This is a genomic window from Chroococcidiopsis sp. SAG 2025 (assembly GCF_032860985.1).
Taxonomy (GTDB): Bacteria; Cyanobacteriota; Cyanobacteriia; order Cyanobacteriales; family Chroococcidiopsidaceae; genus Chroococcidiopsis.
Genome location: NZ_JAOCNC010000001.1, coordinates 728,333 through 753,949, shown reverse-complemented (window position 1 = coordinate 753,949; position 25,617 = coordinate 728,333). Strand labels below are relative to the sequence as shown.

The 25,617-nt window shown below is 43.9% G+C and carries 23 protein-coding genes; 14 read left to right on the top strand and 9 right to left on the bottom strand.

Going from position 1 to position 25,617, the window contains the following annotated elements; genetic code table 11:
* Window positions 1-12: 12 nt before the first annotated feature.
* The 4 genes from N4J56_RS03675 to N4J56_RS03660 all read left to right on the top strand — a co-directional run bounded on the left by N4J56_RS03675 (window position 13) and on the right by N4J56_RS03660 (window position 4,474).
* Window positions 13-1,089, top strand: a complete 1,077-nt coding sequence (locus N4J56_RS03675) for a GNAT family N-acetyltransferase (protein ID WP_317105199.1) — start codon at window positions 13-15, stop codon at window positions 1,087-1,089.
* 18 nt (window positions 1,090-1,107) lie between these two features.
* Window positions 1,108-2,187 carry a GNAT family N-acetyltransferase gene (locus N4J56_RS03670; RefSeq protein ID WP_317105198.1) on the top strand — a complete coding sequence of 360 codons (1,080 nt, stop codon included), beginning with the start codon at window positions 1,108-1,110 and terminating at the stop codon, window positions 2,185-2,187.
* 25 nt (window positions 2,188-2,212) lie between these two features.
* Window positions 2,213-2,974 (top strand): class I SAM-dependent methyltransferase, encoded by a 762-nt coding sequence (locus tag N4J56_RS03665; protein ID WP_317105197.1) that lies wholly within the window; start codon window positions 2,213-2,215, stop codon window positions 2,972-2,974.
* Between the two features lie 354 nt (window positions 2,975-3,328).
* Complete coding sequence (locus N4J56_RS03660; RefSeq protein WP_317105196.1) at window positions 3,329-4,474, top strand: DegT/DnrJ/EryC1/StrS family aminotransferase; 1,146 nt, start codon at window positions 3,329-3,331, stop codon at window positions 4,472-4,474.
* Between the two features lie 32 nt (window positions 4,475-4,506).
* Here N4J56_RS03660 and N4J56_RS03655 read toward each other — a convergent pair whose 3' ends face one another.
* The 4 genes from N4J56_RS03655 to N4J56_RS03640 all read right to left on the bottom strand — a co-directional run bounded on the left by N4J56_RS03655 (window position 4,507) and on the right by N4J56_RS03640 (window position 10,274).
* The gene (locus N4J56_RS03655) at window positions 4,507-6,726 is read right to left on the bottom strand and encodes a polysaccharide biosynthesis tyrosine autokinase (protein WP_317105195.1); all 2,220 of its coding nucleotides are present in this window, start codon (window positions 6,724-6,726) and stop codon (window positions 4,507-4,509) included.
* Between the two features lie 185 nt (window positions 6,727-6,911).
* A complete protein-coding gene (locus N4J56_RS03650; RefSeq protein WP_317105194.1) occupies window positions 6,912-8,201 on the bottom strand; it encodes a hypothetical protein in 1,290 nt (429 codons plus the stop codon).
* 562 nt (window positions 8,202-8,763) lie between these two features.
* On the bottom strand, window positions 8,764-9,153 hold the full coding sequence (locus N4J56_RS03645; protein ID WP_317105193.1) for a nuclear transport factor 2 family protein: 390 nt from the start codon (window positions 9,151-9,153) through the stop codon (window positions 8,764-8,766).
* 101 nt (window positions 9,154-9,254) lie between these two features.
* Complete coding sequence (locus tag N4J56_RS03640) at window positions 9,255-10,274, bottom strand: aldo/keto reductase (protein WP_317105192.1); 1,020 nt, start codon at window positions 10,272-10,274, stop codon at window positions 9,255-9,257.
* A gap of 134 nt (window positions 10,275-10,408) precedes the next feature.
* On the opposite strand from N4J56_RS03640, the gene N4J56_RS03635 reads away from it, so the two are divergent.
* A complete protein-coding gene (locus tag N4J56_RS03635; RefSeq protein WP_317105191.1) occupies window positions 10,409-11,134 on the top strand; it encodes a 2-phosphosulfolactate phosphatase in 726 nt (241 codons plus the stop codon).
* A 171-nt stretch (window positions 11,135-11,305) separates the two neighbouring features.
* Here the strand turns inward: N4J56_RS03635 and N4J56_RS03630 are convergent, their stop codons facing one another.
* Both N4J56_RS03630 and glgP read right to left on the bottom strand, forming a co-directional pair.
* A complete protein-coding gene (locus N4J56_RS03630; RefSeq protein WP_410500401.1) occupies window positions 11,306-12,442 on the bottom strand; it encodes an IS4 family transposase in 1,137 nt (378 codons plus the stop codon).
* Between the two features lie 339 nt (window positions 12,443-12,781).
* On the bottom strand, window positions 12,782-14,992 hold the full coding sequence (gene glgP, locus N4J56_RS03625) for an alpha-glucan family phosphorylase (protein ID WP_410500412.1): 2,211 nt from the start codon (window positions 14,990-14,992) through the stop codon (window positions 12,782-12,784).
* Between the two features lie 399 nt (window positions 14,993-15,391).
* Here glgP and N4J56_RS03620 point away from each other — a divergent pair, with 399 nt between their 5' ends.
* From N4J56_RS03620 to N4J56_RS03595, 6 genes are all read left to right on the top strand, one after another.
* Window positions 15,392-16,672, top strand: a complete 1,281-nt coding sequence (locus tag N4J56_RS03620) for a valine--pyruvate transaminase (protein ID WP_317105189.1) — start codon at window positions 15,392-15,394, stop codon at window positions 16,670-16,672.
* 32 nt (window positions 16,673-16,704) lie between these two features.
* Complete coding sequence (locus N4J56_RS03615; protein ID WP_317105188.1) at window positions 16,705-17,211, top strand: GNAT family N-acetyltransferase; 507 nt, start codon at window positions 16,705-16,707, stop codon at window positions 17,209-17,211.
* Between the two features lie 60 nt (window positions 17,212-17,271).
* The gene (gene rimM / locus N4J56_RS03610) at window positions 17,272-17,931 is read left to right on the top strand and encodes a ribosome maturation factor RimM (RefSeq protein WP_317105187.1); all 660 of its coding nucleotides are present in this window, start codon (window positions 17,272-17,274) and stop codon (window positions 17,929-17,931) included.
* Window positions 17,932-18,070: 139 nt separating this feature from the next.
* Window positions 18,071-18,553 (top strand): phosphate-starvation-inducible PsiE family protein, encoded by a 483-nt coding sequence (locus tag N4J56_RS03605; RefSeq protein WP_317105186.1) that lies wholly within the window; start codon window positions 18,071-18,073, stop codon window positions 18,551-18,553.
* Window positions 18,554-18,670: 117 nt separating this feature from the next.
* Window positions 18,671-19,813 (top strand): FAD-binding oxidoreductase, encoded by a 1,143-nt coding sequence (locus N4J56_RS03600; protein WP_317105185.1) that lies wholly within the window; start codon window positions 18,671-18,673, stop codon window positions 19,811-19,813.
* Entirely contained in the window at window positions 19,791-19,961 is a 171-nt protein-coding gene (locus N4J56_RS03595; RefSeq protein WP_317105184.1) for a hypothetical protein, read from the top strand. The genes N4J56_RS03600 and N4J56_RS03595 overlap by 23 nt, the downstream gene beginning before the upstream one ends.
* Here N4J56_RS03595 and N4J56_RS03590 read toward each other — a convergent pair.
* Window positions 19,933-21,270 carry a HAMP domain-containing sensor histidine kinase gene (locus N4J56_RS03590; RefSeq protein ID WP_317105183.1) on the bottom strand — a complete coding sequence of 446 codons (1,338 nt, stop codon included), beginning with the start codon at window positions 21,268-21,270 and terminating at the stop codon, window positions 19,933-19,935. The genes N4J56_RS03595 and N4J56_RS03590 overlap by 29 nt on opposite strands.
* A 324-nt stretch (window positions 21,271-21,594) precedes the next feature.
* On the opposite strand from N4J56_RS03590, the gene N4J56_RS03585 reads away from it, so the two are divergent.
* Window positions 21,595-21,909: a DUF3155 domain-containing protein gene (locus tag N4J56_RS03585; protein ID WP_015153575.1), complete on the top strand. Its 315-nt coding sequence runs from the start codon at window positions 21,595-21,597 to the stop codon at window positions 21,907-21,909.
* A gap of 188 nt (window positions 21,910-22,097) precedes the next feature.
* Here N4J56_RS03585 and N4J56_RS03580 read toward each other — a convergent pair whose 3' ends face one another.
* Both N4J56_RS03580 and N4J56_RS03575 read right to left on the bottom strand, forming a co-directional pair.
* Window positions 22,098-22,628 carry a cofactor assembly of complex C subunit B gene (locus N4J56_RS03580; RefSeq protein ID WP_317105182.1) on the bottom strand — a complete coding sequence of 177 codons (531 nt, stop codon included), beginning with the start codon at window positions 22,626-22,628 and terminating at the stop codon, window positions 22,098-22,100.
* Between the two features lie 69 nt (window positions 22,629-22,697).
* Window positions 22,698-23,045 carry a PadR family transcriptional regulator gene (locus tag N4J56_RS03575; RefSeq protein ID WP_015153573.1) on the bottom strand — a complete coding sequence of 116 codons (348 nt, stop codon included), beginning with the start codon at window positions 23,043-23,045 and terminating at the stop codon, window positions 22,698-22,700.
* 357 nt (window positions 23,046-23,402) lie between these two features.
* Here N4J56_RS03575 and N4J56_RS03570 point away from each other — a divergent pair, with 357 nt between their 5' ends.
* Both N4J56_RS03570 and serS read left to right on the top strand, forming a co-directional pair.
* Window positions 23,403-23,981, top strand: coding sequence for a DUF3611 family protein (locus N4J56_RS03570; protein ID WP_192160660.1), 579 nt, complete (start codon window positions 23,403-23,405; stop codon window positions 23,979-23,981).
* 227 nt (window positions 23,982-24,208) lie between these two features.
* Window positions 24,209-25,495, top strand: coding sequence for a serine--tRNA ligase (serS, locus tag N4J56_RS03565; RefSeq protein ID WP_317105181.1), 1,287 nt, complete (start codon window positions 24,209-24,211; stop codon window positions 25,493-25,495).
* Window positions 25,496-25,617: the final 122 nt, after the last annotated feature.

The window sequence follows — 25,617 nt, the reverse complement described above, 5'->3', positions numbered from 1 at the left end:
TATGTATTATAGATGAACATTCAAATCATCGACCCACAAGACCCCTTGTGGCATAAAGTTCTGCAACAGCTCCACCATGATGTTTATCATCTACCTAAGTACATCGGCATTGAGTCAAACAGAACTGAAACAATGGCTAATGCTTTTTTGGTTACTGATAGTGATAAAATTTTCTTCGTACCTTATTTACTACGTCAGTGTCATGATGTAATACCACAAGAATTGCTCGAAGAAGAATGCTTTGATATTGTCTCTCCCTATGGCTATCCGGGCATTTTGTTGAGTGAAGTAGCGGCAAATACGCCAAAGTTTGTAGATTTTGCTCTGCATGAGTTGAAGTACTTTTTGCAGAAAAACAACGTATGTTCGGCTTTTTTGCGATTGCATCCCCTTTTGAGCGATCGTTTCAAGGAGATTTTTTCCTCAGAATATTTAACTGATAGTGGAAAAACTGTATCCGTAAATCTTACTCTCTCTGAATCGGAAATTTGGGCGCACACAAGAAAAGGACATCAAAGCACTATTAATAAGTGCAAGCGACTAGGTTTCACTGGTAGAATGGTCGAGTTTAGGCAATATATTGACGAATTTATTGCTATTTACGAAGAGACAATGAATCGAGTCAATGCTAGGCAATTTTATTACTTTAGCCGCGATTACTTTGAGGATTTATTGTCACTAGGAGAGAACATTCATTTAGGTATCGTAGAAGTCAATAACGAAATCGCATGTACTAGCTTATTTTTTGAATGTTGTGGTATTGTTCAAGCTCATTTGGGAGGAACGAAAACCAAATATTTACACCAATCCCCTTTTAATTTTCTCTTACATTACGTGCGCCTTTGGGCTAAAGAGCGTGGGAATGAATTTCTACATATAGGAGGCGGAGTGGGAGGTTCGACTACAGACAGCCTCTATACTTTCAAGTCAGGGTTTTCCAGGCAGAGACACGATTTTCTGACTTTAAAACTGATTACAAACGAAGAAAAATACTATCACCTAGTCAATTTACGAGCGAAAGTCTTAGATACTCAAGCTGAAGCACTACTTAGCTCAGACTTTTTTCCTGCCTATCGTTCTTATAGTTAAAGCACAGTTCAAAAACTCATGCTCGATCTCCAGGTTATCAAGCCACATGACCCATTATGGTCTCAGACATTACAAAAACTCAGACATGATATTTATCATTTACCAGAATATCTCAAGCTTGAGGCAATTAGAACTCAAACTACTCCAGAAGCAATTTTAATTACTCAAGAGGACAAGATATTTTTGATTCCTTACTTAATACGTAGTTGTCAAGACTTATATGAAAATGCTCCATACCATGAAGAAATATTTGATGCGATCTCTCCCTACGGTTATCCTGGGATTTTGCTGAGTGATGCAGCATTTGGACAAGGAAAATTTTTAAATTTAGCCGTATCTTATTTGGCGAAGGTGTTGCGATCGAAAAACATCTGTTCGGCATTTTTTCGTCTACATCCCATACTTAATCAAGGCTTTGAACAAATCTTACCTCCCCAAATTTGTCAAATAACTGGAGAGACTGTATCTATAAATCTCATGCTTTCTGAAGCAGAAATTTGGCAGCAAACTCGTTCTGAACATCGCACTCATATCAATCGCTGTAGGCGTGCTGGATTTACCGCTAAGATAGTAAGGTACGAAGATTACATAAAAGACTTTATTTCTATCTATGAAGAAACAATGAATCGCGTAACTGCGAAGCAAATGTATTATTTTGGCTATGATTATTTTACCGAGCTAGCTAATCTACATGAAAACATTCACCTTGGTATTGTAGAATTCGATAGCCAAATTGTTTGTGCTGGCATCTTCACAGAAATTTGTGGGATAGTGCAATATCATTTAGGAGGAACTAAAACTGAGTTTCTCAAACAATCTCCCAGCAAACTCTTATTCGATCGCGTGCGGTTCTGGGCTAAAGAACGAGGTAACAAAATTTTTCAACTAGGGGGTGGTGTTGGAGGTACCAAAGATAGCCTACACCACTTTAAAGCGGGTTTTTCTAAACTGAAGCATAATTTTTTGACATTGCGTTCGATCGCAGATGCAGATAAGTATCAATATTTAGTAGAGCTACAAGCGAAGAAACTGAATGTTGAATCCGAACAACTACTTAAGACAAGTTTCTTTCCAGCGTATCGTTCCTCTCAAATTTAAAAAAATCGAAAGGAGAGATTTATTTATGCTCGACAATAAGAAAATTTATCAATCTACTGAAGAATTTAATACTTGGGCATATGGAAAAGGTCTAAAAGTTGAAGAAAAGTATTTAATTGATAACTACTTAGATAAACATTTAAAGACAGTAGAAGCAGGGACAGCAGGAGGTAGAATTTTACTAGAGATGAGAAAGATGGGCTTTACTTCTCTCGTAGGTTACGATTATGTACCTGAGTTTATTGAGCAAGCAAAGCAAAAAGAGCCTTCAAGCGAAATTACTTTTGAAGTAGAAGATGCCACCAAACTAAGTTATGTCGATGATAGCTTTGCCCAGATCTTATATCTCCAACAAATCATCAGCTCTATAGATGGAGACCAAGCAAAGCTAAAAGCTTTTGAAGAGGCATATCGTATTCTAAAACCAGGTGGTACAGCACTATTTTCATTTCTTTGCTTTGAAGTGAGAGCGCAGACTTTAATCTACAAACCGTATTTAGTCTATTTACGTATTTTGCGTAGCTTACAGGGTAAAAGCCTTTCTCTTCAGTATCTACCTTGGCTTAAATTAGGAGGAAAGTGGAATTTTTCTGCTTTACTAGATTGCGAACCCTATGTGTATTGGTATAGACCACAAGAAGTAGAACGACTATTGAGAACTGTTGGTTTTGAAGTCACTGCTGTTGGTTCTTCTGCCCAAATTGAAGGAGATAGTATGTGTACAAGCGTAGAAGAATTAGCAAGACAATCTTTAGCAGGTGGACTATATTTTGTTTGTACGAAATAAAGTTTGTATTTGTTTGAACTTAATCGTTGAAGCTAAGACGTAAATTAGTCAAATGGAACTGCTTTTTCAAATGCAAGTTCAAGATTTAGCGTGACTAAAATTCTCTGTTGACAACGAATAAATAAGACTATCTGAAAAAAAAGTCTAGGCTCTAGATTGAACTAAACGTAATAGCAGTGTAAATGATAGCAGGCTCTTAGCAGTGTAAAAAAGCCAACATTTGAATCGGTTTAATATTATACATATCGATACTAACACAACAAATAATACGAGAAGTTAAGTATAGCGATAAAATAACTTTATTGTTAAAATGGAATAATATTTTTTGCAACAAATAGTAATATTACTATTAGAATGATTAAACCGATCCTTCTTTCTATTCCTCATATGAGCGGGGAAGAGATTGAGTATGTCAAGGAAGCCTTTGATACTAACTGGATTGCCCCCGTTGGTCCCCATTTAGAAGCTTTTGAACAAGAATTTTGTCATGTAATCGGTGTCAATCATGCTGCTGCTGTAGTATCTGGCACGGCAGCTTTACACTTAGCCTTGCAGTTGGTTGGAGTGGAGTCTGGAGACGAGGTATTTTGCTCGACACTCACTTTTGCGGCTTCAGCCAACCCCATCGTTTATTTAGGTGGAAAACCTGTCTTCATTGACAGCGATCGCACGTCATGGAACATGAACCCCGAATTGTTACAAGAAGCGTTGGACAAACGGGCGCGGTTAGGTAAATTACCCAAAGCCGTAGTTGTCGTCCACCTATACGGTCAAAGTGCCGATCTTGACCCGATTTTAGAAGCTTGCAACCGCTACGAAGTGCCGTTGATTGAAGATGCAGCTGAATCTCTAGGATCAACCTACAAGAGGCGATCGCCTGGTAGTTTCGGTAAGATTGGCATTTTTTCGTTCAATGGCAATAAAATCATTACGACATCTGGAGGTGGAATGCTGGTTTCCGACGATCCAGAAATTGTCATCAAAGCCAGATTCCTCTCCACTCAAGCACGCGATCCAGCGCCCCACTACCAACACTCAGAGATTGGCTACAACTATCGGCTGAGCAATGTTTTAGCAGGAATTGGTCGAGGTCAACTGCAAGTACTAGAGCAACGGGTACAAGCTAGAAGGCGTAACTTTGAAGTTTATCGGCAAGCTTTGGGCAAATTGCCAGGAATCTTATTTATGCCAGAAGCGAGTTACGGTCGCGCTACGCGCTGGTTGAGCTGTATGACAATTAATCCTCATATTTTCGGTACAGATAGAGAACAAGTTCGTAAAATCCTAGCTCAGCAGCACATTGAGACTCGCCCAGTTTGGAAACCACTCCACCTCCAACCTGCTTTTGCCCAGTACGAGACGATTGGAGGTGAAGTCGCAGAGGATCTGTTTGCTTGCGGTCTGTGCCTTCCCTCTGGCTCTAATTTAACCAACGAGGATTTAGAGCGAGTCGTGGGGGCGATCGCTAAAATTTGCTCTGTTGGCATCAAAACAAACTGAGTTGCTATAAATCTACTCGAACCAGAAAAATCTCACCTCTTTTTACTGATAGTGATCGGAGAGTGACTTTCCGCTAATGCTACATTATCATCTTCTTCCGACTGGCTAGAAAGATAATAGTAACTATATTGTTCGCTATCGGAATTATATCCATTCACTACCTGACCGAGGACATGCTGCCCTGACTTTTCTAGAAATTCTTTAGCACGGATAGCAGCAGCAGTATCTACCACACCAGGTCGAACAACTAATAAAACTCCATCGGTCATTTTACCTAAGATTGCCGCATCAGCAGCCGCATTTAAAGCAGGAGTATCAATAATTGTGTAGTCGTAATTGGCTGAAAAAACAGTAATTAGAGATGCCATCCTTGGAGAATCCAGTAACGCCATTGGATTTGGTGGAATCACTCCAGAAGTTAGGATGTGAAGATTAGCCGTAATCTTTTTGATCGCTGTTTTTGGTTCGGTCTGACCCACAATGATATTACTTAAACCCAAGTGATTTGGTAATTCCCAGATTTCATGCTGCAAGGGGCGATACATATCTGCATCAACTAACAATACCTTACGCCCCATTTGAGCGATAGTAACAGCTAAATTTGCCGCAACTGTTGATTTTCCTTCTTTAGGGACGGAACTCGTAACGACAATTGCTTTAAGCTGTTTATCAGAATTCAGAAATTTCAAATTAGCTTGCAGCATTCGATATGCTTGGCTGAAAGGCGATCGCAGTGACTCTTGCACTAAAATTTCTGGTGTAGCTCTTTCTAAGGAGCGATCGCGCAAGAAAATGTTCTCAGATTTTTTCAAGGCTGGAATTATACCCAGTAAGGTATAGCCAAATATTTTTCTAGCTTCCTCAACGCTTCTGAGCGATTTATCTAGTTTTTCTAATATCAAAGCAGTAGCAGCTGCTAACATTCCACCCAGCATAATTCCCGTCACCAGGTACAACATTTTGCGGGGAGCAACCGCTTCTTCTGGCGGTATGGCTGCTGAAATGACGCGAGCATTGCCTATATTCTGATTTTCCGCAATCCGAATTTCTTGTAATTTTTGCTGTAGTAATAAATAGGTAGATTGAGCTGTTTGAATTTTTCGTTCTAACGCCCGCTGCAATTGTTCTAACTGAGGTAACCGATCGAGCCTTTCTCTATAAGAAGACTGCACGTTTGAGATTGCTGTTATTTGGCTAGACAAACCCAAACGTCTTGCTTCTGCCCTCACAAACTCTTCTGTCAGTTTTTGATCGAATTCGCTATTTTGTAAACTATTTCCTCTAAGAAGTTTTTGTTCTCCTACCACTTGTTTTAAGCGTTGTTTGAGTAACTGCTCTAAACTTGCTTTCTTTTGCTTGAGGGAGACGACATTAGGAAAATCTGCCTGAAAGCGGCTCTGTTCCACCGCAAGCTGCGATTCTATTTGTTGGATTTCTTTCAAAATACCTTGAACGGCTGGAAATTGACTTACACTAGTTACCGCTCCGGCGCTATTTAAAGTTTCTCCTAATTGCTGTTTCAGCAGTTCAGATTGAGCTTTTGCATCTGCCAAACCAGCATTAGCATTCGCAGCTTGGCGTTGCATATCGGCAATAATTGCTACTGCCGCTCTTTTTTCTTCATTTAGATCGACAACTTTATTCTGTTCTTGAAATTGACGTAACTCTGACTCGCTTTGACGCAAACTCGTTTCTGCCCTAGGCAACTGTTTTTGCACAAACTCTCTCGCAGAAACGGCTTCAGAGCGATTAGCAAGTAAGTTATTTTCTAAATAAATACCCATTAAAGTATTGACTACTGTTGCAGCTTTGTTTGGATCTGCATCCCTATAAACAATTTGCAACACGTCCGTTTTTTTCACGTCTGTCACGTCTAGTTTTTTGAGAAATTGTTCGGGTTTAAGAGTTTTACCCGATTCATCCTTCAACTCCAACCGCGTAATCGTTTTTTTTATAATAGGCAGAGAACGGATAATTTCCGCTTCTGTATCTACAGGATTATTTTGCTCTTGTAATGGCTGCAATTCACCTATACCCTTACTCACTTCAGGTAAATAGGAAGAACTAGGGCTATTTTTTCTAAATAGTAACTTTCCTTCTGCTTCATATATTGGCTTTTGCAATGCTAGGCTTATACCTGTCAGTGCGACAACTACTCCAAACACGATTGATAGTGGTAAGTAATGTCGTTTGAGTAACAGCCAATATTGCTGTAATTTGACACTAGATTCTGTGGACTCAGGAAGTGACATGAGCGCGCTATAACTTTATGACAAAATTTAATAGATAGATGTCGTATTCAATACTACCTTGAATAATGTTGTTGTAAATACCTTATCTGCAATTCTTATACATCGATTATTATTTTATGATAAAAATTTTTCGCAAAAGAGTGTTCATCCATAAATTGATAGCTATAGATGGCATGAAATCGGAGCTAGGGAGAGCCAGATAAACGACGTTGCCAATCAGCATCGATTTGCGCCGAATTTTGGCTTTCTTGTTCTAATAAATCGCTATCAGTCGAGTAGACTACATCGTCTTTAGTAATCGTAGATTGAGCGGCAAACTGACTTGCATAAGCAATTTTTTGCTGTAAGACTAAATCGGAGCTAGCTAGCAGATTTGCTCTTGCTTGCCGTCTCTGATTCCGATCGCTAATTTTACGATTGCGCCATTGCACCCAAAAATATCTTACCAGAGGTAGAAGCAAAAAACCTACGCCGTATGCAAGTAGCAACCCATAAACTCCCTGCACGAAGGCAACCAGTCCACCGAGCTGAGCTGCTGCTAACCCATCTGCGAGTAGATTACCCAATACTAGCAACCCAACAAAATTCAACGCGCCCAAGCCAATACCGAGCATAATTTGCCCAGAGCTAGCTGCACTGAAACGATAGGGTAACTCTTGCAAAAATGCTGGTACACGTCGAGATTGTCGCTGAGTGGCGCTAACTTGCAACTCTGGAAAATGGTAAACGAGATGTCCTTCTGGACTAACCAGTGGTTGACCGTTAAATCGGGTTAGTACGGGCAGCATATAATCTTCGTACTCTTGGGCATATCCCTCGCCTAAGTCGTCTAGGTAGGGAGCGATTTGTTCTGCCGTTACCGCACCTCGATTGTTGCGGATTGTAGCGGCAATAAGCGAGAAGCGTTTATCTTCTAGATCGATATTGGGATTACCATCACCAAAGAGAAACGAGAATATCGCCTCTAAAAAATTCAAGTTGCTGGTTTCCTGTCTCCGTTGTCGATAGCGGGTGTCGTAATCTGGATAGAATACCCAAAACCAATCGGGACCGATCCAAAAGTAAGGCATGTAGAACCCACCACCGCCACGATCGCCGCGATCGTCTCCATCCCGATTTGTCGCTGTAACAATAATTGCGATCGTCAGGAAGACTAGCACGATTGAAACGAGCAAAACAATGCCAAAAGAAATCCGAATCAGGTAAAACAGGACTTTCCAAATTTTTTGCCACCACTCTTGCAAACGCAACCGCCAGTATTTGTTGCGTAAAACTCCCCGCAAATTCTGCGGAAACTGGTAGGCGATCTCACCAGAGTTAGCTACCTGTATGTGTCCGCCGACATCACTAGCTAGAGCAAGTAATCCTTGTTGAGCTTGACCGACATCTAACCCGATCTGAGCTGCTACGTCTCCCACCGTGACGCGATAACCCAATTGTTCCACAGCTTGCACGATCGCAGGATTTGGAATCATATACTACCCTCGATTGCCATTCCTTCTCCCAGTATAGAGTTCTATTTTGGGTTGAGGAGCAATTACCAAGTCGCAAGTTGCTATGCTGGCAGTCGCAATGAATTCCGAATTCCGAGTTCTCCCCGCACGCTACTTATTGCAAACGGTTAATGACCAGTAACTATTAATTTGTATCAATAACTAAAAGAAACGAAACACCTATTTGACGATTGGATGTTTTCACTCGATCTAGTCTTCCCCAGGTATTTCGTTTCTCAAACTACTTTCCATTTGAGGTATATACACAATTTAATCCAACAATAACTCTGCGTCCAGACTTGAATTCCAGTTACCCTAAATCTTTATAAAAAATTTACTATATCAGGAACTATTATTTACGACTAGAAATTGCAATATTGAAACATTTATTGAGCGATCGCGGCGATCGCAATATTTGACCTCATGCTCGTAGATCGGGAATTTTGCTGATAGTTACCTATTGAACTTGGTATGAATTATTGCATTTTACACTGAAAAACGTATTTCGTTTGTTTGCTAAGCGCTGGGATAAATACCTGAAACTCTATCTAACTAAAGGACTGCCATGATGGTGTATTAAATACCACTTGCCAGCCATCTTCTCGAAGATATTTGTGGCGATTGATTCAGCCTTGATGGTTTTGTTACTACTAGCTTGTAGCACGCGCTCAAATAACACGATATAAGCAGTCGTATCGCGAACTTCTGTATTAATAATTTCGACTTCAATTTCTAAATATTTGGTATTTTTGAAAATGACTTCCCAAGAGTCGCGAATTTGCTTCCAACCGCGCAAGGCGTTACGCCCAGGATGAATGCAGTGGCTGGCAGTTCCCTGCGACCAAACTTGACTCATAGCTTCTAGATTTTTCTTCTCAAAAGCACGGTAAAAATTTTCATTGACTGCCAAAACCTCAGCTTGTACGTCTGTCATTGCTTTACTCCTCTACTTCTGTACGGGGCGGGTTTATCTGAAATGTCTGTTAGTCACGAAGTCTATCGGTGAACCCGCCCCTACAACTCCCCACTCCCTAATTAACGTCGGTACTCGTCGCCGCAATCGCCGATTAACCGCAACAGATCTCGCGATCGCGCCAATACAGCTTCAATTTGACCCGTATCATCTGCATCTAAAGTAAGTGCAAACACCCTAGCATTATCTGCGACGTGTTCCGATATCCCTAACCGCGTGCCAACGATCGCCCCTGCTACCGTCGGGCGATCGAGAATGTAACGGACTGCAACATTAGCAATGCTGACATCGTGCTTAGCCGCTCTTTGTTTTAAAACAGCTAAAAGCTCTTGGAACAGATTCCAACCACCCCATGCATCTACCATGTTTTTATATTTTCGCAGGGAAGCCGTGTTTAACGCCGTCCCTCGCGGTTCTGGTTGTTCTAAGTATTTCTCTGATAGCAATCCGCCGCAGAGCGTACCGTAAGCTAGAAGTTGAATATTATGCTCTTGACAAAACGGAATCATCTTCATTAAAGGGCGGCGATCGACCAATGAAAATTGTACTTGGTTGGAAACAATCTTAATGCCTGCTTCTGAGATGATTTTTAACCGTTCCGTGTCAAAATTCGTAAGTGCTAAGTGCCTGATTTTCCCTTCTTGCTGGAGTTCTGCTAGATAAGTTAATGCATCTATGTAGTTTTTATCTCTGTATTCCCACCAGTGGAATTGTAGCAAGTCTAGCGTCTCTACTCCCATTCGAGCTAGGGAGCGATCGATATTTTGCTCGACGACTCGCCGCGTCATCTTTGCTGGTCTAGGAACCCATTTGGTAAATGCTTGTAGATTAGATAATGCCTCTTTACCCCGCGTGGCGATCGCTTGACGGCGAAACTCACCGATGAAGTCTTCAGCAGGACCGTAATGATCTGCTAAATCCCAAGTAGTGAAACCAGCATCCATATAATCGAACATAGTAGCGATCGCTTGTTTTGGCTGGATTACTCCATGCGCCCCCGATACTTGCCACATGCCATTGAGTACGCGGCAGATATTCAAATCTGGGGTAAATTGCCACCGACTAGATTCTGGTAATTGCATTTTGCTACACTTACTGTCCTATTTCACAAGGTAGCTGGTCATTTGTCATTTGTCATTTGTCATTTGTCATTATTCTCCTCTGTCCCTCTGCTCCTCTGCTCCCTCTGCTCCCTCTGCTCCCTGCTCCCTTTCTCATGATTTTCAACCAATTGGAGTTCGATCTGCGCTGTGAATGGGGAATTAGTGGCGTGATGCAACTGGCTCCAATTAGTCATGTAGTTGTGATTGTGGATGTTTTATCTTTCTCCACTTGCGTAGAAATTGCTACGAATCGAGGAGCGATCGTATTTCCTTATCGCTGGCAAGATGATACAGCGATCGCCTATGCTCAGTCTGTCAATGCAACTTTAGCAAGTCGTCAGCGCACCGCTACCACGGGATACTCTCTTTCTCCTTCATCCCTAGATCGGATTCCTGCGGGGACGAGATTGGTCTTACCTTCACCTAATGGTGCAACTCTGAGCTTGCAGACAGGAAACACACTAACTGTATCTGGTTGTTTGCGTAACTGTCAGGCGATCGCTGAGTTTGCTCAAAGCTGCGGTACGCAAATTGCCGTGATTCCAGCTGGGGAAAGGTGGGAAGATGGGAGTTTGCGCCCCAGCTTAGAAGACGCGATCGGTGCTGGCGCGATTCTCAGCTATTTACAGGGCAAACCCTCTCCAGAAGCAAAAGCAGCTATGGTAATATTTCAAACGTTTCGCGCCGATCTCGCATCAGCCTTAAGCCAATGTAGTTCGGGAAAAGAGTTAATTTCTAGAGGATTCAGTCGCGATCTCGAACTGGCGACAGCTCTAAATGTGAGTGAATGTATTCCAATATGCCGCGATCGCGCTTATATTCCAATACGGTTCATTTAAGGCTACGCTGTGCTGAGGATAAAGAAAATAGGAGGATTGGTTCGGAGGGGGTGGCTCGATGTCTTGGCTTTTTTGAGCGAAACTTGGATACAGGTTTTTTTACAACTCTGGGATTGGTACGAGAAACTCGTTCAGGTAACAGAGTGTCTAAAATCTCTACAGTTAACCAACTTAAAAAAAGGGGAGTTCTTGTGATTGCAAGCGTTGAAATTTCGGGATAGCACGACGAATAACTCGCAATGTCCCAGTGAAACTCAGACGCAAAGGAGTGATACCCGCGCTCTTTGCAGCTTGAAACATCAATAACCGCACAGCCCAGTGTCCTAACAACCACCCGTAAACTTCCTGCACAACTTCACGCGGTTTTTGAGAGCGAATATGAGTTTTTCGTCCTGATAAATGTACTTTGAGTTCATCAATAGTATTTTCTACTTCCCAGCGTTGATGATATTCAATCGCCAGTAGTTGAGCCGGAAATTTCTCCAATTCCAATAAGCTGGTAATTAAGCGATATCTTAGTTGTTCCTCTGGGTTGTCGGTATTACCAATTGTGTATTCAATCACTCGGACTTGTATGGGCTGGCAAGCTTTTGAGCGGAATTTAGCAGGTGGATAAATCCAACTCAGATAAGAACCATCCGCCAGTGGTTCTTCGCACAAAAACTTGACATTTGCGGGAATTCTTCCTAAATAATCGCTACCAGTTGTGACAGTTGCTTGCACCATTGCATAAGAATGTAACCCTCTGTCCCACATCAACAACATCCCTGAACTCACGGAGCGTAATAATCTTAATGCCCGCACTCGTTCTCCTATTCGATATGGACACATCAATGCATCAAAGATTAAATGTGTTCCTGCTTCTACCAAAATGACTAATCGCAGTTTGGGAAATGCGGCTTGTGTGCCAGGACGGCTGCTCGGACGACCAAAAACTCTCGCATTTTCATCGCTGTCTGGCAGATCGAAGCAAGTCCGATCAATTACCACAATTCGCAATCCATTGAGAAATGCTCCTTTGGTATCGGTGCTAGCCATTGGTCGCACCAGTTGATGGAACAATTGACTCATCACCCTTGGACTTAATCGTTGTCGGGCTTGCGTTATTGCTGATTTACAAAAAACTCGCCAGTATTTCCCCACTTTCACCCATGCTTCGCTCAGCCCATCAATTAAGTTTTTCAGCACATCTCTCATCGAATCTCGTGACCACAGACTCATCGCAATTACCAAACAAATTACCAATTGTGCTGGTAACGAGCGTTTACGTTGTTCACAAACTTTAGTTTTAGCGATCGCTTGCTCGATCTCCGTGGATGGGATGGCTGCCTCTATCGCTTTGAACACATCACTACTTTGTATCGTAGGAGACAACAATGAGAAATCCTTCAGATGCACTACACTCACTTTCCATTCTTGGGAACAATGCTTAATTTACAACACTTTGAGCCTTAACTGAACCGTAGTGGGGGAAAAGTCCCCTTTTTAAAGCGAGAAATAAAGCCCTCGTCAAAAGAGGAAAAAGAAAGCCCCCCTTCATAAGGGGGTTGGGAGATTTCCAAAAAAAAGCCCCCTTTTTAAGGGGGTTGGGGGATCTCCAATTGTATTGTTCGATCGCCCCCTTTTTAGAGAAATTGGTGAATCGAACTAGACAATCACTTGAGCCAAACTTGGTGTAGAGATTGTCGAACAGCCAGGAGCATAGATGCGCGTCACGTAATCGGCGATCATCCGATCCGTATTAAACAGAGGTGCATTCGTCTTAATCGATGCCTTCATCATTTGAATCCAGCGGTGCGGAATGCCATTGTTGTCGCGATCGTAGTATAGAGGCGCGATCTCCTCTTCCAGTAACTTGTAGAGGGATTCAGAATCGATCCGATCCTGCAACTCTTGATTGCTCGTATGAGCATCTTCACCGATCGCCCAACCGTTGATTCCCTTGCCATCCATCCCAACTTGATAGCCTTCGCACCACCAACCATCGAGAACGCTACAGTTGATCCCGCCATTAAAACAGACTTTTTGCCCGCTCGTACCAGAAGCCTCCAGGGGACGACGGGGATTATTCAACCAAACATCTACGCCTTGCACTAACTTCTGTGCCACATAAATGTCGTAGTCTTCAATAAACGCCACTCGATGCTGAATTGCTGAATGCTGACACCACTCCATCAATTTTTGGATAATCCGCTTGCCTTCCTCATCGGCGGGGTGAGCTTTACCAGCAAAGACAATTTGCACTGGACGTTGAGCATTACCAAAGATTTTCAACGCTCTTTCTGCATCCCGTAGCAGCAGATTACCCCGCTTGTATTGAGAGAAGCGACGGGCAAAACCAATTGTGAGAGCATTGGGATCGAGCAATAAATCGGCAGCATGAATGCGATCGCCAACTTCACCCCGATCCGTTCTCGCTTTTTTGATTCTGTAACGGGTAAAGGCAATCAAGCGCTCTTTCAAAACCTGATGTCGCTGCCATAATTCCGCATCGGGAATGCGATCGACATCTGCCCACATTGCCGGATCGATCGCCCGCGTCTGCCAATCTGCACCTAAATACTGAGTATAAAGGTCAGCCATCAACGGAGCCGTCCAAGTTGGGGCGTGAACGCCATTGGTGATGTGACCGATAGGTACGCGGTCTTCGGGGCGATCGGGATACAAAGCAGTCCACATCTGCCGTGAAACTCTGCCATGCAATTCGCTCACCCCATTAGCAGCGCGACACATCCGCAGCGCTAAGACAGTCATGCCAAAAGGCTCCCAAGGATCGCCCAGTCTTTTCGCACCCAAAGCTAAAAACTGCTCTCGCGATAGCCGCAGTTGCGCCCAATATTGCGCAAAATGAGAATCCATTAAATCGGGCGAGAAGACATCGTGTCCGGCGGGTACGGGGGTATGAGTCGTAAAGACGCAGCGATTGCGCACGCTCGCTTCCACATCGTAGAAAGGTTTGCCCGTCCGCTCCATTTCTTGCCAAGCAATCTCTAGGGTGCAAAACGCAGCGTGTCCCTCGTTCAAGTGGTGAATGGAGGGCTGAATTCCCAAAGCTGTAAGCGCCTTGACTCCGCCAATACCTAAAACCACCTCTTGGGCGATCCGCGTGTCTTGGTTGCCCCCGTAGAGGTGTCCTGTAAGCCAGCGATCGATCGGGTCGTTGTCTTCGCGGTCTGTGTCGAGCAAGTAGAGACTCACCCTACCCACTTGCGCCCGCCAAATTTGGACTTTGACCATCCGCTGTCTAACTTGCAGTTCGATAGTCAGGGCTTCTCCCCGCTCGTTCAGCATCAATTCCAGCGGCATTTGCTGGAAAACATTGTCAATGTAGTAATCTTCTTGCCAACCACTACGATTGAGTCGCTGCCGGAAATAGCCTTGACGATACAACAATCCTACGCCGATCAGAGGTACGCCCAGATCGGAAGCAGATTTGAGGTGATCTCCAGCCAGGATACCTAAACCGCCAGAGTATACGGGGAGAGATTCGTGAATGCCAAATTCAGCACAGAAATAGGCGATCGGATTTTGCCGTGAAATTTGCGGTGCAACTCGACTCACCCAGGTATCTTGCTGATTCATGTAAGCATCAAACTCAGCCACCACCTGGGATAAATGTTTGATGTAGAAAGGGTCTTCTGCCAATTGGGTTAGGCGTTCGTAAGAAGCCGATTCCAACACCGCTACAGGGTTATGCCCGTAACGCTCCCAAGCTTCCGGTGAAATGTTTTGAAATAGGAAAACTCGTTCGCTCGTCCAACTCCACCAATAGTTATAAGCCAGATCTGCCAATCTTTTGAGTGACAGGGGTAATTTTTCGCTCAGCTTTTGTGCTGGGGCGATCGCAGATTTATTCATCATATGATTCCAGTACTCTCTTGTGTACTCTCGTTCTAAAACCGATGGCAATACAGAGCAATTAAAACTCGACTCGGTAATAGAAACCTGGGTAATTTACCTTCGCCAACATCATCCCAGTTAGGATTTCCAGCATATACGGGGTATGTCTACTTTAAGATTTTTATTTACACTTTTTCTAGATTTTAGTGTCAAATTAAATAAAGGATGTTTTAACAAAATTTTGCTAGATGTTAAGTTTAGTCATTTTTGAGTGGTGAGTGGTTTTTCCCCCTCAGTTTCCTCTGCGCCTCCGCCCCTATGCTCTCTTCTCTCCCTTGTCCTCTTTCCCTCACTCCTCGCTCCTCACTCCTCACTCCTCATTTGGTTAAATTAAGAAAGTCTCCTACACATCTGCTTATGAACCCTGCTCTTACGAAAATTGGCGCTCAAATGTCCCACCTGACAGGGGTGCGGGCAATTATGAAAGATATTATCGAAACGCTGCAAGCAGGTGCAGGTAAGGAGTTTATTAATTTAAGTGCGGGGAATCCGCTGATTTTACCGGAGGTAGAGCAGTTGTGGCGAGACTGTACCGCGCAATTGTTAGCTAGTTCCGACTATGGTGAAGTCGTCTGTCGTTATGGATCGAGTCAGGGGTACGCGCCACTCGTTAGCGCGATCGCATCTGATTTCAACCGTCGCTACGGGTTAAACTTGAGCGAGCGCAATATCCTCATTACTCCTGGTAGCCAAACTCTCTATTTCTACGCTGCAAATGCTTTTGGTGGCTATTGTCCTAGTGGGCAGTTAAAGCAAATTGTTTTACCCCTAAGTCCAGATTACACGGGTTATGGTGGCGTAAGTCTTGCCCCAGAAGCTTTGATTGCCTATAAACCTGCGTTAGATATCGATGCAGCCGCGCATAGATTCAAATATCGTCCCGACTTTAGCCAACTCAGAATTAACGAAGAGACGGGATGCGTGGTATTTTCTCGTCCTTGCAATCCTACGGGTAATGTTTTAACCGATGAAGAAGTGAGAAAAATTGCGGCTTTGGCTGCACCTTACAACGTTCCAGTTATTATTGACTCTGCCTATGCCCCTCCCTTCCCAGCTTTGAATTTTACCGAAATGACTCCCGTGTTTGGAGACAATATTATTCATGGCATGAGTTTATCCAAAGCAGGGTTGCCTGGAGAAAGAATTGGAGTAGCGATCGCGGATGAGAAATTAATTCAAATTCTGGAATCTTTCCAGACAAATATGTGCATCCATCCGTCACGTTACGGACAGGCGATCGCGGCTTTAGCGATTAATTCTGGTGCTTTAGCAGAGATTTCTAGCAATGTCATTCGACCTTTTTATCGGCAAAAGTTTGAGGTATTAGAATCTACTTTAGAACAAACGATGCCTGATATACCTTGGTTTTTACATCGTGGCGAAGGAGCAATTTTTGCTTGGTTATGGTTAAAAGATTTACCTTTAACCGATTGGGAATTTTATCAACGACTCAAACAAGAAAATGTCATTGTCGTGCCTGGTAGTTCCTTCTTCCCTGGTTTACGCGAAGATTGGATTCACAAGCAGCAATGTTTGCGAATTAGTTTGACCGCAAGCAATGAAGAAATCGCGCTCGGAATGCAGCGACTCGCCAAGGTAGTCGAACGAGTTTATACAAAGTCAAAAGTCAAAAGCTAAAAGCTAAAAAATAAAAGGCTGCAAGCAATAGGATGTGTAACAGTTTAAGTCTCAAACAAGCTACTGCCTTTCAGCTAAAAATCCTGCTCAATCGCAGTGAAAATACTATCGATAATTTGACGATCCCTGACGATGAAGAAGTTGCTCCTCAATTCTTGCTAGAAGATGCGATCGAGAAATTAAATCACGATTGCGACAATGCTTTTTGGTTGTTACCCCGATTGATTATAGTAGGTAATGCGATCGTTGGCACGGTTAGCTTCAAAAGTCTGCCAGAAGATGAGGGATCGGTTGAAATTGGCTACGGTATTATTTCCTCACAACAAAGACGAGGATTTGTTACCAAAGCAGTCGAACTGTTCTTGAAAGAAGCGTTGTCAACTAATAAAATTCAAACAGTCATAGCTCATACAGATCTTTCAAATAAAGCGTCTTGTCGAGTATTAGAAAAAAATGGTTTTATCAAAGTAGGAAGTTACATCGATCCAGACGACGGAGAAGTATGGATGTGGCAAAAAAAAATAAGTGCAACAGATTAATTAGATAAATTGCTTTGTCTTTCTTAGCGCCTTTGCGTCTTTGCGCGACATTAAATTTTTATGGAACCTCAAAAAACACCCGAAAAACCCAGATCTCAAAACTCAAAACCACAAATTCCCGATGGCTGGTTAGCAATTGGTACAATCGTTGCACCTCAAGGATTAGATGGAGAAGTCAGAGTTTACCCCGATTCAGACTTTCCCGAACGATTTGTCGAACCAGGACAGCGCTGGTTACTGCGTCCAGGGAAAACAGAACCAGAACCTATAGAATTGGTCGAAGGTCGAGATATCCCAGGTAAAGGGTTGTACGTGGTCGCCTTAGAGGGAATTGAAGATCGCAGCCAAGCCGAAGCATTACGAGATTGCGTGTTACTCGTACCGGAAAGCGATCGCCCCGAATTAGGAGAAGATGAATATCATGTCGTCGATCTGATCGGTTTAGAAGTCTTCTTACAAGAAACTGGCAAGAGCATCGGTACGGTAACAGATGTCATTCCTGCTGGAAACGACTTGTTAGAAGTACAGTTGCATCAAGAAGTCAAAAGTCAAAAGTCAGAAGTCAAAACCGACGATCCTACACTCCCGACTCCCGACTCCCGACTCCCCACTCCCCCAAAAAAAGTTCTAATCCCATTTGTAAAGGCGATCGCACCTGTTGTAGATCTAGAGATGAGAAGAATTGAAATCGCACCGCCACCAGGCTTGCTGGAACTGTAACGTTTAGCAGAATACTTCTATCTTGGCTTATCTCTGGTACGATCTTCTCATCAGCATTAGTTATTCGACATTTAATTTGCTTGGTGTAGTTAGCTTGCAGTCTTTTGACTTTTAACTTTTAACTTTTGACTTTTAACCGATGAAGTTATTGCGACAACTAATATCACCTCTAGTAGATAAAAACAAGAATCCCAATTTTTTAGGTTTTGTCGATAAAGTAGAAGATTTTTTTGCCAAACTCTTAACGCTAGCAATGTTAGGAGTTATTTTATTTGCCATTATAGATTTGGGCGTGACTTTAGCTAAAGAACTGCTACTTGTCTCTGAACTAGGAAATTTTTCTGCTGGCTTACTCAAAATATTTGGTTTATTTTTAAATATTCTTATTGCTCTAGAAATTACACAAAATATTACTTCTTACCTGAGCAGTCATATTATTCAAATTGAGATGGTAATTGTAACATCTTTAATTGCAGTTGCCCGTAAAATTATCATTCTCGATCTTGGGAAAATCACTGATTCTCAATTATTAGCACTTGCATCTGCAATTATTGCCCTTTCTATTTGTTACTGGTTAGTCAGACGCACCAATGCCAAATATCCGCCACACAAAGGGCATTGATGGTTGGGAAAAAGCTTAATTTTCCATTTTTGACTTTTAACTTTTGACTTTTGACTTTTGACTTACTTAGCAGCTGCGGTAGGATCTGGGTGAGCGATCGCGCAGCGTATGTGAAGTATGAAAATATACGATTGGATTGTGGTAGGTGGAGGTATTACTGGCGCAGCGTTGAGCTACGAATTAGTTCAACAAGGCTTTTCCGTCCTGCTGCTAGAACAAGATCCAACAGGGCAAAATGCAACTCGCTACAGCTATGGTGGTTTAGCTTTTTGGTCTGGTACTACCGACATGATGCGTCAATTGTGCGCTGAAGGAATCGCCTGTTATCGCATTCTTTCGGAAGAATTAGCCGCCGACACTCAATTTCGGGAACTAGACTTACTGCTGACAATTGCAGCTGATGACGACCCCGCAGCAGTCGCCGCTACCTATGCCGATTTTGCCATTCCGCCGCAACTCCTCAGCATTTCAGAAGCTTGCGAATTAGAACCATTATTAAACCCCGACGCGATCGCAGGAGCATTGACGGTAAAACACGGTCATATCAATGCTGAAAAAACCGCTCAAGCCTACATCCAAGCCTTTCTACGGGCGGGGGGTGAGATGCAGTTTGCTCAAGTACTCAAACTCTGGCAACAAGGCGACAAGGTAGAAGGGGTAAAAACCACCGTCGAGACGTATTACAGTGCCAACACGGCGATCTGCGCGGGTGGATTGAGTCGTGCTTTACTCAAAGCAGCAGGCATTTCGGTCAAACTCTACTTTACTCATGCTGAATTAATTGACATTCCACCAGTTGACATCCAATTGCGATCGCTCGTGATGCCAGCTCGACTTCAACGCTTTCAACTAGAAGCCGCATCGACGACAAACGATCGCCTCTGGGACGAACAAGGATTAGAACTCGCACCCCCAATTTTAGATACTGGGGCAATTCAATTTCTCGATGGTAGCCTGCGATTAGGACAGTTGAGCCGCACTTTGACCGATACCCAAGCCACCATTAATCCCGAAGCCAGCGAAGCTACTATTCGAGCTGGTGTAGGGCAAATTTTACCAGCACTCAAAGACCTGTCGGGAACTTGGCATCACTGTTTAGTTAGTTTCAGCCGCGTTAGCGAAGCTGAACGAAGTTATCCCCTGCCACTAATCGGTAACATCCCTGGCAAAACAGGTATCCACATCTTCTCTGGATTCAGCAATCCCCTCGTTATCATCCCACCCCTAGCGCAGCGCTTTGCTCGTTCGGTTAACAGTTAACAGTTATCAGGGAGCGCACGAGCAGGGAGTCGGGAGTCGGGAGCAGGGGAGCAGGGGAGCAGGGGAGCAGGGGAGCAACAACCGTCAACTTTCACGCAGTCCAGCACCAGCATCAACCATCAACCGTCAACTAATAACCAAACAATAAACGTAGTTCCCCCGCTACTTTCTGGAGTAGGATGCCACAAAGCAGGACTAAAAACTTCAATCGTGCCTTGCATTTGTTCGATCAGTGCCTTAGCAATTGCTAGTCCCAAACCCGTGCCAGGAATATCTGAATCTGCTTGTCTACCTCGGTAGTGGCGATCGAAAATTCGCTCCTTATCTTGCGGGGGAATACCTACCCCCGTGTCACTAATGGCGATGCCCTGGCAGTTATCTCGCTCTAATCCTGCTTGGACGTAAATTTTGCCTCCAGGCGGAGTATATTTAATCGCATTGTCAAGCAAATTGCTTAATACCTCACGCAATTCTTTTAGATGAGCGCGCACTGCTGGTAAATTTGGTGGCAGATCTGCTTGCAGATCTAAGCTGCGTTCTTGAGCGATCGCCCAAGCAGAAGCTAGCAAGGGTTTTAGCACGTCCTCAATCGTGCAAATCTCGCTCTGAGTGCCTTCGCGATTGGGCAGCAGTGGTAAAGGGGGATTGAGTATAGGTATTGCCGATCGCACCTCTGTGGCTGGAGGAAGGGACTTGGTTGGTTCTAAATCTTCCTCTGTCATGTCGATGACTCGATCGAATTGTTGCAGCAATTCTTGCAAGCGATCGCTTTCTCTCACGATATTGTCTGCCACAGCTCGATTTGCATCTCCAGGTAGCAGGCGCTTGAGCAGCAATTTGCCGAACGTCCGCAACGCCGTCAGTGGGTTGCGAAACTGGTGCAGTAAGTTATCTAATAACTCTCGCTGCTGGGCTTGTAGTTGCTTTTGCTGGCTGAGCTGCTGCTCCGATCTCTCGCGTCGCCGATCTAAAAGTCTTGCTAACGTTAGCGTTTGTGCCACTCGTTCAATTTCATGCCGTTCTCGCTCGTTCCATGCTCTATCCTCCCGACTAGTCACAAGTAGTCCAATTAACACTCCTTCATTAAGCAGTGGTAAAACAATCTGTTGGCTCGGTACTAGGGCTTTATCTGCCGTTTCTGCCGCTTCAGCTACATTTGCCTCGGTCGGTAGTTCCGGTAAAGATACAGTATCTATATTTTTTGCAGTGGCTTTTGCTTTCAATCGCGGTGGCTGAGGGCGACTTGTTGTAGCAGGAAGTGCCGCGCTATTTAACTCTAGCTTCCACCTAACTGCTGACTCTGGATAGGCTACAACAGGGATCAGCTTCTCCTGGGCTGTTCCTTCCTCCACTAATCTTTCCGTCAGATATACCACGCTCAAAGCCGCCCCCATTCCTTGGGTTAGCAAGGCAACTTGAGAGCGACACAATGAAATAAACTCAGCACTGGCAGGCATTATGAAGGGCTACGGCAAGAATTTGGGAGTCGGGAGTCGGGAGTCGGGGGAAGAGAGCTGGGGGAGCAAGACAAGTCACAAGTCACAAGTCATAAGTCACAAGTCGCTGATAACTGACAACTGATAACTGAATTGTAAGTGGATTAAGAATCTTAATTGACTGCGATCGCTTGTGTCGTTTTATTAATCATATTTTCAACATTAGCGGGTTTTTTGTTGCAAACGCTTAACATAAGTTGATTTTTCTAACTCAAATCGATATACTGACGACGGATTTTGTAAATATAAATACAATTTTCTGGTTAAAAAAAGGAGGGAGACAGGTTGGCAAGAAGACGCAAGCGCAAAAGTCGTCGTCGCCAGGAAGGACGTCGCATCCTCGAGCATGTGCCTCAATATAGCATTGAAAGTGGCGAAGATAAACCCGTGACTGCTGCTCGGAAGTTTATTCAAGCGGAGGGAATTGCTCCGCCTGCATTGCTGCTGGTTAAGCGAAACGAGCACACTACAGATCGCTACTTCTGGGCAGAAAAAGGTTTGTTTGGGGCGCAGTATGTAGAAGAGAATCATTTCTTGTTCCCTAGTCTACGGGTACTAGAAAATCCTCCTGAAAAGGAACTCGTTGCCGCACACAGGTAGCCTAAGGTGTTGCCGAAACTAAATGACAGCCACAATTTGGGTGTTGGAGATTTTGAAATCATCGGCGTTATAGTCAAACGCGAGTGAGTCGCGTTTGGGCAAAGCGAAGATGAAATTTAGGGGAAGTATATACTTCCCCTAAAATATTGCTACACGCAAGGCTACGCGAATTCCAGATTTCGATCTCTTTATTCTGCTGGCTTCAAATTCAGCGATCGCTGCAATTGAATTAACTCATCCCGATGAGCGGTGACTGTGAGCAGGCTTTGTGGCGAGATGCGATCGCCCGTATTTGCCTCTAATTTAAGAGATACCCGTTCTTTCCTGCCTGCTTTTTTCCAATAGAAAATACCTGCTGTTGGAGCTAGCAAAATCAGGAGCGAGAAAGCCGCCGTCCAGTTTGGAAATAGTAACGACCAAACCAAGATCAGGCAAAGAATTCCCACCGTGGCAAGCATTGAGAGAAACACAGCTAGAAACAAGCTCGGTCGGATAAATCCCTCAAACGTAACAGAATTTTTCTCAGCATCCACCTCAGACACAGTGTAGGAACGCGAGCGCAAATACTGTTGCAGTTGCGCCATCAACGAAGCCTCTGGCTGCGCGGACACCAGATGGAGCGTTTGCGTTCGGTCTTTAGTCGAGGCTCGAATGAAGAAAAATAGCCCCACTGACAGCAATAAAGTCAGCAGTAGGGTTGATGAGAGAATCGGAGTCATAGCTATCTTGCGTTTGAACAGCGCCTGTTCGACTTTTTCACAATCGATTTTTGCACGATCGATAAGCCATTAGCGTACCACCTTACTAATATACTCTTGCCACAGTCGAGATAACTCCTGCGCCTGTACTTGCCATTCTGGGCTTATCTGATACATCCGTCGTGGTCGCCCTCTGCCCTCAACCTTCTTCCAGTAACCGAGAATTGCCTTTTCATCTTCCAGGAACTTAAGTGCGCTGTAAAGGACTGTATCGGAAAGGCGATAATTAGGGTATTCGCTCTCCAGCTTTTGAATCAGTTCCGTGCCGTAGGATTCTCCTTTTAACAAAACTGACAGCACGTAACATACTGCAAGTTCTTGGCTCAAATAGGTCGGAGGAGGATTTTGGAAAAACTGATAAATATCCTCAATTCTCATAGCTTTAGTTTACTTCTCATCCATAAATCACAAAAAACAGCACTTTTGACAATCATCTCTGACGAAATCCTTGTTTCTCACACTCAGCCGCGATCGCTCTGCAAAACTTCGCCGATCGCACCGGAATGCGGTTGAGGCAATTTTAAACGCAGAACCATAAGTTGTCTGCTAAACTTCATTCAAAATTCATTACATTTTTGCTTCTTGTCTGACCCAACGCGACAAGATCTCTTACAGGAAGGGCTGTGGAGTAGGGTTTGAGGATTTTAGATGTAAGAATTATTACAAGTTACGAATTATGAATTCTATTTTAAGAGTGATAAGTATCTGTTTAATAAATCCAAACTGGAGATAAATATGTTTGATAAGTCGGGTACGAAGCCTCCTCCGGCATCGCTTGAATCCATTGCTAACCAGTTTCGGCTGACTGGTTGGATTGGCTTTTGGTCGCAGATCGTTTTGGGTGTTGTTTCTGCCATAGTTTTGTTGCTATTTGCCGTATTCAGTCAGCGAACTGGCAGTCCTAGTAACAATCCTGGGACTGGATTTGGCATTTTTCTCGCTGTCTGTGGATTGATTGCCCTTGGCATGAGCATCTACTGTGCTTTTCGATACACCAGACTAGGCAGACAACTCCGGTCATCTAATCCTGCTAACCGTCCGCGCAAAGTTTATACAATTCAAGTCATCAAATTTGCTTTAGTCGTTAACTTGGTAGGAATGCTCTTGAGCCTGTTTGGAGCTTATGCAATTATTGGGACTCTATTTGCTAGAGCCATATCACCCCAGGCGATCGCAACCGGAATATTCGATCCCAATCGGATCATTGGCGGATTGGACATATTAGCAGTGCAAGCAAACACGAACACCATTTTTGCTCACTTTCTGGGATTATCCAGCGCCTTATGGCTACTCAATCGGATTAATCGGAGTTAAGCGAGGAGTGGGGAGCAAGGAGTGAGGAGCAAGGAGTGAGGAGTGAGGGAAGAAGTGGGAGAATAGGAGATTTGGGGAGAGGGAGAAGAAATGGTATTTATTTTTCCCTTGTCTCCTTGTCTGTTTTTTCCAATAATCCCTCGCTCCTCGCTCCTCACCCCTCACTCCCCACTCCTTACCGCTCATGATAGTGTTGTAACCAGAACTAGAAGAAGCTAAACAGATCCGTGCTGGATATCAAGCAAATTAGAGAAAATCCCCAAGCCGTGCAAGAACGGTTGCAGCGTCGTGGCGACTATGACTTGCAACCATTGTTGGAGTTAGACCGTCAACAGCGGGACTTAGAACAAGCGCGATCGCAACTTCAAGCCCGTAGTAACGAAATTGGTAAACTCGTCGGACAAAAAATTAAATCTGGTAGCAGTCCTGACTCTCCAGAAGTGCAAGATTTGCGAGAAGAAGGTAACACGATCAAAACTCGGTTGAGCGAACTCGAACCGCAAGAAAGAGAGCTAAAAGAACAAATCGAAACTTTCTTGCTAACAATTCCTAACTTACCAAGCGATTCTACTCCGATTGGCAAAAACGAAGCAGAAAACATTGAAGTGCGGCGTTGGGGCGATGAGTATCTGCCCCAAAACGCGAATATTCTGCCTCATTGGGAAATTGGTGAAAAGCTAGGTCTGCTCAATTTCGAGCGATCGACAAAAATAGCCCAAAGCCGTTTTGTCAGTTTAATTGGTATTGGGGCGCAGTTGGAAAGAGCGTTAATTCAATTCATGCTCGATCGCCAAACCGCAGCAGGTTATGTAGAAATTATCCCACCCTTTTTGATCAATTCTCAATCTCTCACAGCCTCCGGTCAACTGCCCAAATTTGCCGAAGAAAGCTTTAAGTGCGCTAATGACGATCTGTGGCTCAGTCCCACAGCTGAAGTTCCAATCGCGAATTTATATCGAGGAGAAATTTTAGCAGCCGAAGATTTGCCAATTTATTATTGCGCTCATACACCGTGTTTTCGCCGTGAAGCTGGTAGCTACGGTAGAGATACGCGAGGACTAATTCGACTGCACCAATTTAATAAAGTCGAATTATTCAAATTCGTTCATCCCGATACCTCGGAACAAGAGCATCAAAAACTATTGCACGACGCAGAAGCGATCTTACAGGCATTACAACTGCCTTATAGAGTACTAGAACTGTGTACGGGCGATCTCGGTTTTTCGTCTACAAAAACCTATGACTTAGAAGTGTGGCTACCCTCATCGGAAAAATATCGAGAAATTTCTAGTTGCTCTAACTGCATGGATTTTCAAGCCCGTAGGGGTAGTATCCGGTTTAAGGAAGCAGGCAAAAAAGGAACCCAGTACGTCCACACCCTGAACGGTTCCGGCTTAGCTGTAGGTCGGACAATGGCAGCAATCTTAGAAAATTACCAGCAGTCAGATGGCACGGTAAAAGTACCGGAGGTGTTGCAACCGTACTTAAGGCGAGAAGTCATTGGGGAGGGGTGAGGAGTGAGGAGTGAGGAGCGAGGGAATGAACAGAGCTGAGGAAGCTGAGGGCTAAAGTCGGGAAGTCGTAAGTCGTAAGTCGTAAGTCGTAAGTCGTAAGTTGAAATTCCTCTGCTCCCTGC